The organism is Dyadobacter luticola (assembly GCF_005860805.1).
GTDB lineage: Bacteria > Bacteroidota > Bacteroidia > Cytophagales > Spirosomataceae > Dyadobacter > Dyadobacter luticola.
In genome coordinates this window covers 986,775-1,000,950 of sequence record NZ_VCEJ01000004.1, presented here as the reverse complement: position 1 = coordinate 1,000,950, position 14,176 = coordinate 986,775, and the positions used below count along the sequence as shown (strand labels likewise).

10 protein-coding genes and 1 tRNA gene are annotated in these 14,176 nt (G+C 47.0%); 3 read left to right on the top strand and 8 right to left on the bottom strand.

The genetic code is table 11. The features are described 5' to 3' along the window. Positions 1-12: 12 nt before the first annotated feature. The 4 genes from FEN17_RS14915 to FEN17_RS27285 are packed head-to-tail and all read right to left on the bottom strand — an operon-like array spanning position 13 to position 4,321. On the bottom strand, positions 13-819 hold the full coding sequence (locus FEN17_RS14915) for a LytR/AlgR family response regulator transcription factor (protein ID WP_138366141.1): 807 nt from the start codon (positions 817-819) through the stop codon (positions 13-15). A gap of 3 nt (positions 820-822) precedes the next feature. After that, positions 823-3,849: a sensor histidine kinase gene (locus FEN17_RS14910; RefSeq protein WP_138366140.1), complete on the bottom strand. Its 3,027-nt coding sequence runs from the start codon at positions 3,847-3,849 to the stop codon at positions 823-825. 36 nt (positions 3,850-3,885) lie between these two features. Continuing rightward, the gene (locus FEN17_RS14905; RefSeq protein ID WP_138366139.1) at positions 3,886-4,152 is read right to left on the bottom strand and encodes a hypothetical protein; all 267 of its coding nucleotides are present in this window, start codon (positions 4,150-4,152) and stop codon (positions 3,886-3,888) included. 25 nt (positions 4,153-4,177) lie between these two features. Next, positions 4,178-4,321: a hypothetical protein gene (locus tag FEN17_RS27285; protein ID WP_171037930.1), complete on the bottom strand. Its 144-nt coding sequence runs from the start codon at positions 4,319-4,321 to the stop codon at positions 4,178-4,180. Positions 4,322-4,580: 259 nt separating this feature from the next. Between FEN17_RS27285 and FEN17_RS14900 the strand changes: the two genes are divergently transcribed. Next, complete coding sequence (locus FEN17_RS14900; RefSeq protein WP_138366138.1) at positions 4,581-7,523, top strand: DEAD/DEAH box helicase; 2,943 nt, start codon at positions 4,581-4,583, stop codon at positions 7,521-7,523. 161 nt (positions 7,524-7,684) lie between these two features. Here FEN17_RS14900 and FEN17_RS14895 read toward each other — a convergent pair whose 3' ends face one another. From FEN17_RS14895 to FEN17_RS14885, 3 genes are all read right to left on the bottom strand, one after another. Continuing rightward, positions 7,685-8,980, bottom strand: a complete 1,296-nt coding sequence (locus FEN17_RS14895; protein WP_138366137.1) for an adenylosuccinate synthase — start codon at positions 8,978-8,980, stop codon at positions 7,685-7,687. 73 nt (positions 8,981-9,053) lie between these two features. After that, a complete protein-coding gene (locus FEN17_RS14890; RefSeq protein ID WP_138366136.1) occupies positions 9,054-9,554 on the bottom strand; it encodes a Fur family transcriptional regulator in 501 nt (166 codons plus the stop codon). A 124-nt stretch (positions 9,555-9,678) separates the two neighbouring features. Further along, on the bottom strand, positions 9,679-11,970 hold the full coding sequence (locus FEN17_RS14885; RefSeq protein WP_138366135.1) for a RelA/SpoT family protein: 2,292 nt from the start codon (positions 11,968-11,970) through the stop codon (positions 9,679-9,681). Between the two features lie 163 nt (positions 11,971-12,133). Here FEN17_RS14885 and FEN17_RS14880 point away from each other — a divergent pair. Both FEN17_RS14880 and tig read left to right on the top strand, forming a co-directional pair. Beyond that, a tRNA-Leu gene (locus FEN17_RS14880) sits at positions 12,134-12,215 on the top strand. A 156-nt stretch (positions 12,216-12,371) separates the two neighbouring features. Next, on the top strand, positions 12,372-13,724 hold the full coding sequence (gene tig / locus FEN17_RS14875) for a trigger factor (RefSeq protein ID WP_138366134.1): 1,353 nt from the start codon (positions 12,372-12,374) through the stop codon (positions 13,722-13,724). A 54-nt stretch (positions 13,725-13,778) separates the two neighbouring features. Here tig and FEN17_RS14870 read toward each other — a convergent pair whose 3' ends face one another. Continuing rightward, the gene (locus FEN17_RS14870; protein ID WP_138366133.1) at positions 13,779-14,153 is read right to left on the bottom strand and encodes a helix-turn-helix domain-containing protein; all 375 of its coding nucleotides are present in this window, start codon (positions 14,151-14,153) and stop codon (positions 13,779-13,781) included. Positions 14,154-14,176 lie beyond the last annotated feature (23 nt).

Genomic DNA, 14,176 nt, shown 5'->3' with positions numbered 1-14,176 from the left:
GGCTACCGCACCTTATCTCAACTTCCCCGAATTCACATAAAAATCCGACAGCAACGCCAGAAATTCGTCCTTCCGCCTACGCGAAACCTCAATTTCCGTATTATCACTCATCCACACCTGCCCGCCGTCGCCTTTTACGTAGCGTTTGATGTGTTCCAGGTTGATAATGTTGGACTGGTGCACGCGGAAGAAATAAAAGTTGTCGAGAATTTCTTCGTATTCCTTTAAAAGGCGGGAGACGACGATCGCAGGGCCTTTTACGAGGTGGAATTTGGTGTAGGAGCCCAGCGACTCACATTGAATAATCTCCGTCATCTGCACGAAATGTATACCCTCGGCAGTTGGCAGCGCGATGCGCTGGTTATCATTTCGCTTCCGTTCGATCAGGCGGGGCGCTTTGGCTGGGTCTAAATGTTCTTGCAGGATTTGGATTTGCTGCGGGTTGATGCTCCCGGCCTGGGATTTGAACTTATCCACCGCCGCACGCAGTTCGTCAGGATCGATCGGTTTGAGCAGATAGTCAATCGCACTGAAACGAAATGCGCGGATGGCGTACTCTTGATAGGCGGTTGTGAAAATGACACCGAAATCGACTTTTTCAAAGCTGGCCAGTAAGTCGAAACCCGTTTTCCCAGGCATCTGAATGTCCAGAAAAACCAGGTCAGGCTTTTCTTTTCCGATCAGTTCGATGCCTTGGTCCGCATTTTTCGCCTCGCCGCACACTTCGACTTCGGGGCAAATAATGCGAAGCAAATTGGTCAATGCCTCGCGTGCATTGGTTTCATCATCAATAATTACGGCACGTAAAGTTTGCTGCATTTCCTACACGTTTTCGATTGGAATAATCATTCTCACCCGCGTTCCAGCAGGCTTATTTTGGTCGTCAAAAAGATCTATCAGTTCAAGTTTCGCCTCGCTGTCCTTGCGCCTTAGCGAATCGAAAATTCCCCTTGTCATCTCCTGGCCGCGCGAAATGTGCCCCTCCGTCCGCGGCGCAAACTCACGCCCTACCCCATTATCTTCGATCGTGCAAATGATGTGGTCGTTCGCCACCCGGGCAGTGATCGTCAATCTCTTTTCCCCCTCCTTCGGCATCAGTCCGTGCCAGATCGCGTTTTCAATGTAAGGCTGCAGCAGCATCGGCGGCAACTGGGCGTCCATCAGGGTTTCATTATCCTCAATGTCAAACACATAGGTAAATTCATGATTGAACCGGAAAGACTCGATCTCCACATACATTTTCAGGGTATCAATGATTTTTTCAAAGGACAGATACTGGTGGTTCGAGTTTTCCATGATCCGCCTCACCAGCTTTGAAAATTTGGAGAGATATTTCGCCCCCTCCACGCCTCGATTGGTGAGCAAATAATTTTGAACCGAATTAAGCGAATTGAACAAAAAATGCGGGTTCATCTGCGATTGCAGCGCCTTCAACCGCCACTGGGCGATCTGCAAATCCAGCTGCGTCCGCTCGGCCAATGTGTTAAACCGCCACCGCATCATCCCCACAATCAGCGCAGCAATCGACAACCCGATCAAAATCCTGAAAAACCAGGTATTGATAAAATATGGCTTGACAGTCAGTTTCATCAACAGCGGCTTCACGCTTTTAATACCTGCGTTATTGCTGCTTACTATTTTTAATGTATAAGTTTTTGCAGGCAAATTGGTGAACGAAATGGTATTTTGGTTGCCCATTTCCACCCAGTTCGGATCAAAACCTTCGAGCTGGTAGCTGTAATGATTTTGCGAAGTCGGTTCATAATTCAATGTTGAGAAATTCAATGTGATCGCATTCTCGTCGGGTTTCAAAACAATTTCCTGCGCCAGGTCCCGCATCAGCATTTTGCCTTTCACTTCCACTTTGCTTACCGCAATTTGCGGACTGTTTACCCGCATCCCAAGCTGGCTAACATCCAGAATGTTGATCGCATTGGTATGCCCCAGAATCAGCTCCTTGCCCGTGTTATAATAGAAACCGACCGGCGCATTGCTTTTCAAACCTTCAATCGTGGTCAGATACCGGATTTTTCGTGTCGCCAGACTTGCAATGTGAATGCCTTCATTGGTGCTGAACCACAAATGTCCGTCCGGGCTCTCGGCAATGTTGGCGCAGTAAGTATCTTTTAATGCGCTGTTTTTGAAAGAAAATGTATGCTGCACTTGCCCGTTTTTATCCAGCTCGGCCACACCGCCCCAGCTTGCTACCAGTATCGCACCCTTATCTGTGAGTTGCATTCCGTTGATACAATCACCACCGAGCCGCCTGCCTTTATTCGAAGGCAGCTTTTCAATGTTGGTAAACTGGTGCAGTTCTTCATCGAAAAAGAAAAGTCCTCTCGAACAAGTCCCGATCCAGATTTTCCCGTCCACGCCTTCCAGAATTCCTTTGATATAGCTCAGATTGACCAGCTTACGCATTTCCTTTTCATCCCAAAGCTTTATTTCCTGATTTGAAACAGGATCAATCACTTTTAAACCTTCATTCAAATTCGCAATCCACAGACGGCCCTTTTTATCCATCAAACCGTCCCGGAAATCCTGGTTCTTGAAATGATCAATACCCGGTTTCCAGACAGAAAAACTGCCTTTTGCCATATCTCCGACAAAAACCCCTTTGTCAGTAAAAGAAAATGGCCGGCCCTGGATCCAGCGCAACTGCTGCGCCTGCGCATTGAAAGGATATTTTAAAAGTTTGAACTGGTTTCCGTCCGGGTTGCATTCTATCACGCCAGAATGTGAAAGCCCGAGCAGATAAGTTTGCCGCGGCGTCGGTACAATGCTGGTAATCTGCACCGGGAGGCGCACAATGTTCGGTGGGATTGTAATGGTACGGATACCCATATTCCGGTAACGGTATTTGTAAACGCCGTCGCTGGTACCAATCCAGAGAATCCCGTTTGTCCGGTCGTCGTACATATCATTTACCTTGATCCCATTATTGTAAAACTCCGGCAAATGATGCAGTTGGTTGGTTTCCGGGTACAAAACGCTAATGCCATCATTGGTACCAATAAAAAGCAGTTTTCGCCCATTTTCATCCGTCGACTCCTGCACGCACAGCACATTGTTATGCTCAAAACCATCCTTGCGAATGCTGTAAGACTGATCTTTGGGCGAATATCTGACCAGCCCGTATTCATATCCGCCGATCCAGAGATTACCCTCCGCGTCCTCAGAAGCCTTGCAGAGGCGCACCGGGATTTTATTTTTTGCCAAAACAGCATCATTCCCCAGCTGGCAGATCAGCTTATCTTTTTTTCTATCATATAAATACAACCCCAGCTCCGAAACAATCCAAAGCCGGTTTTGCGAATCCTCAAAAAAACTGGCATACTGGTAAACGTCCCCACCCGAGGCCGTGGCCGAGAATGTGTAGCGGTGCAGCTTCTTGGTCCTGGTATCGTAGCGTTTCACGGATGAATAATCACACACCCAAACCTGGTCGTAAGAATCCACCATGCCCTGCTCGTGGAGGTCATTTCCGGGATCGGTGTCATCGTAATTATTAAACAGTACCGTGGAGAATTCCAGCGTTTTAATGTCGATTTTGCACAAGCCGCGCGTGTCTACCGAAGTATAAATATCTCCTTTTGAATCAGTCGAAACGCCGGAACAGTAACCCAGCAGCAAACTGTCGAGCCGCAAAAAATCATAGCCATCGTACCGGCAAATGTTGCGCCCCGTCCCGATCCACAAAAACCCGCTTCGGTCTTTGGTCAGGCACCAGACATCATTCGAAGGCAGACCATCCTTCGTGGTCAGATGTTCGAGAATAAGCGATGGCGACTGCGCATTGGTTTTCCGGAGAGCGGTGAGAGCAAGCAGGAAAACCAAAAAGTACTTCATAAAATGAGAGTGAAAGAATGTATTTGCAGAACTATCTCATAAAAGCTTCATCCTCGCCGCCTTACTGTTCGCCAGCTCAACATTGGCGGGACGAAACAGGCCATTGATAAAACGGTTGTTGATAGTATGCTGTTTTTGAAAAGGCATCACCATCAACGAGTCTTCCTGATGGGCCGGTGTCTGCGCGAAATTTTCCGGCGAGGCGTAGGCATGTGGCCGCAACGGTTGATAGGAACTCTTTCTTTCAATGTAACAAATCAAAAGTAAAAGACTGAAAATCAGGTAAGCTGGAAACGGTTTCATGGTAAAAGATTAAGAATAGCCAGGTTTAAAAAAAGATCAATGTCAGGAGAATGATGAGTGTAATGAGCACGAGTGCAATCCAGTCGAAGCTTTTCTCCACGAACCGCCGCAGCCGACCGCCGGCCTTTTTAAGCCCTTCTTTTTTCGCAATGTGCTCGCCACGTACCATGCTCTTCTTTTTTGTGGTGGATAATTTTCGTATTAAAGATGCTTCGAATAAATAACTGGTACGGATGGGATTGAAATCCGGCGGCCATGCCAGAAAATGCGGCTGAAACCGCTTGATATATGGTGAAGATTTTGGGGTGAAGTCACCTTTCTTTTTGGATCCTTTTAACCTATATTTGAAGTTTTCCGAATGCTAAGGATGGCTTCTTTCGACGGGCTCTATTCCTTTTACATCAACAATCCTTCAATCAGCAAAGTCCATGAAAGTATCTCCCTCAGAGCCTTTTAAGATTGTTTATTCAATTCTAAATCACGAGTATTTGGGGTACATTTTCGAGTCATTCGTGGTGCAGCTCAACAGCCACGGGGAGTTTACTTTTCAGGTCCAGAACATTTCATCCAAGAACATCAAGGAATTCCGTAACCGGCTGGATACCCGCGACTTCGAATTGGTAAAGCTTATCGATGACATTCAGCAGGACGCAATCCTCCGGAAGTTCAATACCAAAAAGTGGAATGCAGTTGATTTTTTTCTGAGGGTTTATGATCCGCAAAAAGGCGATAAGGCCATCCAGGAAGCGATTGCGGGCTATCTCGAAAATTGCAAAGCCCGCATTCTCGACCGGCTTTCAGGAAAAGATATGTTCATCATGGGCAGCGATGGAAATCCGCTTTGGAAACCGCTGGTGATGGAAGAAGAAAAAGCGACGATCCGCTTTCATTTTATTAGAAATGAGGATAACACGCATTATTTTCCCTCAATCCGGCACAAGTTTCAGAAGCTTGAATTTCAATATAAAAATGCTTTTCTCGTCTGCGAAGATCCTGCCTGGCTGGTTGTGGAAGGGCATCTTTATCATTTCGAAGGCAATGTGGACGGGAAAAAGATCAAGCCTTTTTTGTCCAAAAAATTCATCGCGATCCCTGGCCCGATGGAGGAGCAATATTACGGACGTTTCGTAGCGCCGCTGATCGCTTCTTATGATGTGGTGGCGCGCGGTTTTGAGATACGTAATGTATCGTCTTCGCCCAAAACGGTTCTCACGATTTCCGAATATTTGAACACACCCAAAAAAGCGCCGGTGCTGTTTCAGGATACGGAGGATGTGGCGATTATGGAAGATGAAGACAATGATGTCGCATTTGATCTGTCATTTCTTTACGCCGGTTTTTCCTTTCATTACGACAGTTTCGCGCACCCTTCCAGCGTGCACATGGAGAAAAAGGGTAACGATTATTTTTTCAATAAAGTCAAAAGAAACATTGATACCGAGAGCCAGAATGTGCGCCTCCTGAAAGATTGGGGGTTGAACATGCGAAATGGGAAGGTACAAATGCCCAAGTCGCAGGCTTTTGGCTGGTTGCAGGGCAATGCGCAGATATTGGCCGAAAACGGGATCAGTGTCAGGCAAAACACGAGTGATACCAAACGTTACTTTCTGGGTTACTCTTCGCTGGACATCTCTATCAAGGAAGAGCGTGACTGGTTTGACATTCATGCCAAAGTTCGTTTCGGGGAATTTGAAATCCCTTTTATTCAACTTCGGAATTACATTCTTAACCGCAAGCGGGAATTTGTCCTGCCAAATGGTGAAGTAGCGGTGATACCCGAATGGTGGTTCACCAAATATTCGGAGTTCTTTTCTTTTACCGAACAAGGTCACGACGAAGACGAGTTGCGTCTGAGAATGCATCACTTGGCGCTCGTCCAGGAGTTGGATGAAGAAAATCTGGCAACATCGGTGATCAGCCGGAAACTTGAAAACCTGCGGAATTTCCAGCAGATCGAGCCGGTGGCGCCTCCGCAACATTTCGGAGGAACATTAAGACCTTACCAGAAAACAGGTTACGACTGGCTGCAATTCCTGAAACAATATCGTCTCGGCGGCTGCCTGGCGGATGATATGGGTTTGGGAAAAACGATCCAGACGCTCGCGCTGCTGCAATCGGAAAAAGAAGCAGCTACCAACCAGCCTTCCATGCTGATCATGCCCACTTCGCTGCTGTACAACTGGCAGCTCGAAGCTAAAAAATTCACCCCGGAAATTAAAGTGCTGCTTTACACCGGCACAAATCGCGAAAAAGATACCTCGCAATTTGACCAGTACGATCTGGTACTGACCTCGTACGGCATTGTGCGCCTGGACATTGACATTATCGAAAGTTACCGCTTCAATTATGTGATTCTGGACGAATCTCAGGCGATCAAAAATCCGTCTTCTATCATTACAAAAGCTGTCAGGAGGCTTAATTCGGCACATCGGCTGGTGCTGACGGGTACGCCGATTGAGAATAATACATTGGATTTATGGTCGCAAATGTCATTTGTAAATCCTGGGTTGTTGGGAAGCCAGTCATTTTTCCGGGACGAATTTCAGATACCGATTGAAAAACGCGGCGACGAGGATAAAACCAAGCGGCTTTATAACCTGATCAGGCCTTTTATCCTGCGTAGATTGAAATCCCAGGTGGCGACGGATCTGCCCGAAAAAGTGGAAAGCATTCAGTATTGTGACATGACCGAGGAGCAGGAAAAGGCTTACGAGGAAGCCAAGGCATATTACCGCAACATGATCCTGCAAAGCATCGACGCGGATGGAATTTCCAAATCGCAACTGGTGGTATTGCAAGGTTTGACCAAACTGCGGCAACTGGCAAACCATCCTTCTATGGTGGATCCGGAATATCTGCACGGCTCAGGAAAATTCGAAGATGTGCTGCACAAAATGCAGACCGTCATCGCCGAAGATCATAAAATCCTGATTTTCAGTCAGTACATTAAACATTTAGATCTTTTCCGACATTACCTGGAAGAAAAAGGCATCAAATTCGCCTACCTCGACGGCGCGACCCGTGATCGTCAGGAGCAGGTGGAATTTTTTCAGCAAAATGAAGAAATCAAGATTTTTCTGATTTCATTAAAAGCCGGAGGTTTAGGCTTAAACCTCACCGCCGCCGACTACGTTTTCATCCTCGACCCCTGGTGGAACCCAGCCATCGAAGCGCAAGCCGTAGACCGCGCCCACCGCATCGGGCAGGACCGGACCGTTTTTACCTATAAGTTTATTACCAAAAATTCGGTAGAAGAGAAGATACTGGCGTTGCAGAGATCCAAAAAGCAGCTTGCGGATGATTTAATTTCGAATGAGGAAGGGTTTATTAAGTCCCTGAGCCGGGAAGATGTTTTGAATTTGCTGGCTTGAAACATTGTCTCGCCGAGTCTGTTGTTATAAAATATTGTGTCCCTGAATTTGTTGACATAAAACATTGTCAGCCTGAGCGGAGTCGAAGGCAGGTTCGAGCGACCCGGCTTGAACCTGCCTTCGACTCCGCTCAGGCTGACAAAATAAGTAACTCTACTTCTTTAAACAGACAACTCCGGCGCCTCTCTGCTAATCAATGCCTCTCTATCCGGACCAGTTGAAATAAACGTAATCGGCAACTTCAATTCTTCTTCCAGGAATTTCACGTAAGCCAGAAGCTCCTCAGGAATCGCGTCGAAATCATGGATACCGTCCAGCGACTGCTGCCAGCCTTTGAATTCTTTGTAAACCGGCTCAACAGATTCGTCACACAAATCGTATGGAAGCTGATCAGTCAATGTTCCGTCTGGCAGGCGGTAATTCGTGCAGACTTTGATCGAATCGAAAATTGTGAGTACGTCCACTTTCATCATGATCAGCTGCGTAACACCGTTGATCATGATCGCATATTTCAATGCAGGTAGATCTAGCCAGCCGCAGCGGCGTGGGCGACCGGTAGTAGCACCAAATTCACGTCCTTCCTGACGCATTTTTTCACCGGTTTCTTCCAGTAATTCAGTCGGGAAAGGCCCGCTGCCGACACGCGTGCAGTATGCTTTGAAAATCCCGAAAACCTCACCTACCTGATGCGGAGCGATACCCAGACCCGTACAAGCGCCGGCCGTCATCGTAGTCGAGCTCGTCACGAAGGGATAAGATCCAAAATCAATGTCCAGCAAAGACCCCTGCGCACCTTCGGCCAGCACGGTTTTGCTTTGAGCCAATGCATCATTAATAATGTATTCGCTGTTCACCAGCGTAAACTGCTTCATGAAGTCGATCGCTGCAAAGAAATTCTCTTCTTTTTCAGGAAGGACGTCTGAATAATCGTAGTTATAGAAATCCAAGATAACTTTATGAGCATCAACGAGTTTCTTGTATTTGGCAGCAAAATTCGGAGAAAGTACGTCTCCTACGCGCAAGCCCAGTCTCGCCACTTTATCCTGGTAAGCAGGGCCGATTCCTCTTAATGTAGAACCAATTTTGGAATCGCCTTTTGAACGCTCGTAAGCCGCGTCGAGCAAAGCATGCGTCGGTACGATGATAGACGCCTTTTTGGACACAAATAAGTTGCTGATCAGGTCCAGGTTATATTTTCCGAGATTTTCGATTTCTCTTTTGAAAACGATCGGATCGAGCACAACGCCATTTCCAATGATATTCTGAATGTCGCTCCGGAAAATTCCCGACGGGATCTGGTGCAGAACATGCTTGATGCCGTCGAATTCCAACGTGTGTCCTGCATTAGGTCCTCCCTGAAAACGGGCTACAACCTGATACCGTGGTGCCAGAACATCCACAATTTTACCTTTTCCCTCGTCTCCCCATTGAAGACCAAGTAGTACGTCAACTTTCATTCAATTTTTGATTACTGAAACTAATATGGTGTAAGATCGGCCCTGCCAAAAGCGAGGGCCTGGTGCTGATATGCTATCGGTCTTCAAAAACCGCAGTGGTTTCCCGCGCCTCGGTGCGGTTTTGGCAATTTTCCTTAGTGCAGTTTCCGTAAAATATAAGAGAATGGTGTAAAACGCTGAAATTCAACATTTCACCTACCATATTCTGAATGCTCTGAATCCTCGGATCGCAAAATTCCATCACTTTATGGCAATCGGTGCAGATCAGGTGATCGTGCTGCTTGTTGCCGTACGATTTTTCGAACTGCGCCAGGTTTTTGCCAAACTGGTGCTTCGTAACCAGGTCACAATCTACGAGCACATCCAAAGTATTATAAACGGTGGCCCTGCTGACCCGGTAACGCTTATTTTTCATGCTGATGTACAATTCATCTACATCAAAATGATCTTCCCGATTATAAATTTCTTCTAAAATCGCAAAACGCTCAGGTGTTTTGCGAAGTCCCTTGTTTTCCAGATAAGCCGTCAGGATCTTTTTTGCGGCTTCGAAATTTGGTTTGCTGGCTTGTGGCATGTCTCTGATATTCTTGCGCGAAAATACGCTTTTTTCTTAAATCACAGTTTCTCTGGCAGTTTTACGACGTAGATCCGGTCGCCTCAAATTCACTAACAACCCCTTGTGATAATCGTTCACCGGGTTATTTCTCGCTCAGGTTCGTGTCAAAACGCTGCACATTGTACACGCCCTCCACCTGTTCCAGCTTATTGATCAGAATGTCCAAGTGCTTGGTATCCTGCACATAAAGTTTGATATCACCATTGAAAACGCCGTCTTTGGTATCGATGGTCAGTCCCCGCATATTGATATGCAGCTCATTGGAAATGATCCGCGTCACATCATTCACCAACCCCACGCGGTCGGTACCGGAAAGATATAAGCCCGCCAGAAACGCCTCATCTTTGTTCGACTCCCATTTTGCCTTGATGATGCGGTTACCATGCTTGGACATCAGTTCCGCAGCATTCGGGCAGGTAGTGCGGTGGATTTTGATCCCTTCATTAATGGTCACAAAACCAAAAACGTCATCACCAGCGATCGGGTTACAGCAGGGCGCCAGCTTATAATCGATTTTATCCATATCGTCACCGATGAGCAGCGTATCGCTGTCTGCACGGTCGCCGTGGATATGTTTCAAAAACTTCGTTAATGTCTTCCCGTCACTCGTCGGGCCGGCCGGTGGCGTATTTACGTGCGCGGCATCCGAAGCTTTTCTTTCTTTTGCCTCTTTATCCCTTTTAAACCGTTTTAATTCATCCAGCTGAATGTATCCCTTGCCGATCCGGTAGAAAAAATCCGCTGCGGTTTTACATTCAAAAAATGCGCGAAGCTGATTCACAACCTCCGCCGTGAGGTCAATACCCAGGATTTTCAGCTTTTTCTCAACCATTTGTTTTCCGTCGGTTTCATAGCGACGGTTATCCTCTTTGAGAAAATCCTTGATTCTGGCGCGAGCCTTGGAAGTCACCACGATCCGCAGCCAATCCTCATTTGGTTTCTGCTTTCCCGAAGTGATAATCTCCACCTGGTCACCATTGCTCAGCACATAACTGATCGGCACCAGCACCCCGCCGACTTTCGCCGCCATACAATGTGCGCCTACTTCGGAGTGAATGTCAAAAGCAAAATCCAAAGCAGTAGCGCCGCTTTGCAATACTTTCAGTTCACCTTTTGGTGTAAAAACAAAAACCTCCTCATTGAAAAGGTTGCTCCTGAACTCATCCAGAAACTCGATCGCTGCCGTTTTATCGCCATAACCATTTTCCAACGTTTCGCGCACCTGCGTGATCCACTGCTCAATGTTGCCGCGGACTTTGGTATCGTTGCCTTTATACTTCCAGTGCGCCGCGTAACCTTTTTCGGCAATTTCATCCATCCGTGTGGTACGGATCTGCACTTCCACCCACTGCCCGCTTTTACTCATCACCGTCGAGTGTAAAGACTGGTAACCGTTGGCGCGGGGGGTACTCAAAAAGTCTTTCAGCCGGTCCGGGTTGGGCTTATAATGATCGGTTACAATAGAATAAGCCTGCCAGCAAATCGCTTTTTCCCGGTCATTTTCAGCCGTAGATTCCAGTACTATCCGGATTGCGAACAAGTCGTAAATTTCTTCGAAAGGCTTATTCTGCTTGCGCATTTTATTCCAGATCGAATAAATCGACTTGGGGCGACCTTTCAAGAGGAAGTTAAGACCCGCCGCTTCGAGGTCCTGCGCAATCGGCTCCATGAACTTCGCGATGAAGCGGTCACGGATACCTTTGGTTTCTCTCAGTTTCCGGGCGATGGCTCGGTAATCCTGCGGCTCGGTGTATTTGAGATACAACTCTTCCAGCTCCGACTTAATGCTGTAAAGTCCTAGCCTATGGGCCAGCGGAGCATAGATAAAAATGGTTTCCGAAGCGATTTTCAGCTGCTTGTCGCGCGGCATGCTGTCGAGTGTCCGCATATTATGCAGCCTGTCGGCGAGTTTCACGAGGATCACGCGCACATCGTCCGACAATGTGAGCAGCATTTTCCTGAAATTCTCGGCTTGCTGCGACGTACCATGCTCGAAGTGGCCGGAGATTTTGGTCAGCCCGTCAATGATCTTGGCGACCTTTTTTCCAAAAAGCCGCTCAATGTCCTCGATACGCATATCGGTATCCTCCACGACATCATGCAGCAAAGCCGCCACGATGCCGGTAGTTCCGAGACCGATCTCTTCCACGACAATCTGCGCGACGGCCAGCGGGTGATAAATATAGGGTTCTCCCGAGCGCCGCCGCATGTCTTTATGCGCGTCCACGGAAGTGTAAAAGGCTTTCTTGATTAATTTGGCATCATTATCCTTCAAAAAAGGTTTTGCTGTACGTAATAACCTGCGGTATTTTTTGAGGATATCCTTACGCTCCTGCTCGAGATCAATGGTGAGGGGTTCAACGAGTTGCTCCACTGCTATATGTATTGGTATGCTTCACTAATATAACAAATTTTTGACAGCTTTCTCTATAAGCTCAAACCTAAAGATAAATTTTGGCGAAAAATTTGCATCTCTATAAAAATAAAGAATACCTTTGCACTCCAATTCGACGGAAGGCCGATAATTGGTGAAATAAGCGGGCGTGGCGGAACTGGTAGACGTGCTAGACTTAGGATCTAGTGCCGCAAGGCGTGGGGGTTCGATTCCCTCCGCCCGTACGAATTACAAAGGGAATGACGGGGCGTCAGATTCTCGAAAAAGTTTAAGTGCTCCGTATTAAATCCCGTCTAGTGCCCTCAGGACTTCGTTTTGAGGGCATTTTTTATTTTTTTCTTGTTTTATCCACAGATATTTACAATTAGCATAAGCGACTCATGGAAGTTTTATTAGAAAAAAGTTCGCCTACATTAGCCTCTCTCAAAGTAACGTTGTCCAAAGAAGATTATCAGCCAAAAGTTGATAAAACCATCAAGGACTATGCGAAGAAAGTGAATTTGAAAGGCTTTCGTCCAGGCAAAGTGCCTTCGCATGTGATTCAGCGCATGTATGGCAAGAGCATTCTCGTCGACGAGGTGAACAACCTTTTGAGCAACGCCGTAAGCAACTATATCAGAGAAAATAAATTGCAGGTGGTGGGCGATCCAGTCCCTGACCGTGAAAAAGCGGCCGAAGTAAACTGGGACAGCCCCAGCGCATTTGAGTTCAGCTATGATTTGGGTGTTGCTTCTGATTTTGAAGTAAACCTGAGCGAGCTTCCTGCCGTAAAACGCTACACCATTAATGTGGACGATGCGGAATTGACCAAAACGCTGGACAGCCTGCGTGAAAGATTCGCAGACAGCGTGCACCCGGAAGTAAGCGAAGCCGGGGATATGATCTACGGAGAGCTGAAACAGGAATCAACCGAATTCACGACCCGCACGGCCATCCCTACCAACCAGGTTAAAGAAGAAGCACTTTCGAAATTCATTGGTGTTAAAAAAGACGACGTAATCGTTTTTGACATTCAGGATACATTCAATGATGAGTCGGCGATTGCGCACGTGACCGGCAAGAAAAAAGAAGATATCGAAACTGTTTCCGGTGAATTCACTTTGGTTGTTGAAGACGTAACACGCACTGCGCCAGCAGCTTTGACACAAGAATTTTTTGATAAAGTTTTGGGTGCAGGACAAGTTGAAAGCGAAGAGCAGTTCAACGAGAAAGTACTCGAAATCATCAAAGGAAACTACGAGCGCGAAACAGAAGCATTGCTACGCCGCGATATTGAAACTGCATTGCTGGACAACATTGCGATCGAACTTCCGGGCGACTTTTTGAAAGACTGGCTGGAACGTACCAACGAAGGCAAATTTACCCGCGAGCAAATCGAGGAGCAGTTTGAAGATTTCCAGAAATCATTGAAGCTGAGCCTGATCAAAAATAAAATCGCCGACCGCGAAGGTGTAAAAGTAGAATATCCTGAAATACTGGCATTTACCCGTGAAATGGTAAAAGGTCAGTTCGGTATCTACGGCGACGACGAGAGCATGAAGGAAACCATCGACCGCGTAGCACAAGGTTACCTGGCCGACAAAGAGCGTGATAACTACACCAGCATTTTCAACCAGGTGTTTGACAATAAGGTACTTGACATTATCCGCAGCCAGGTTACTACCGACGAGCAGACGATTGAAGTAAATGAATTTGAGAAACTTGCGAAAGGCGAAGAAGTGGCAGCTGAATAAGCGGTTTTTAAAAAATAAATTTGACACCGTCCTGGATTTCCAGGGCGGTGTTTTTTATTTAAATCCAATACGCGGGCGCTCCTCTTCAATGCGCAACACACCTTCCCCGAAGAGCTGCCTGAATTTAATTTTCAATTGATCCACTTCATTTTGAAGCCGGCGATTCTCAGCGAGTATGCGGGTATTTTCCTGGCGTAGCCACTCCGTTTCGGACATTGACACATCAATGCCTAGCAATTCGGGTAGCGGTACGTCCAGCAGCTTCGCCACATTTTCCAGCCGCGAAACCGAAAGCTCCGTGCGGCCGCGTTCAATATCCCCGTAAGCTGTCGTGGACAGTCCGAGCATGTCTGCCATATTTTCCTGAGAAAGGCCTTTTTGCAGCCTGATCTGTCTTATTTTTTCTGATAAATTGGATGTTACGTTCATAATGTCCGATTATAGCGGGTGGT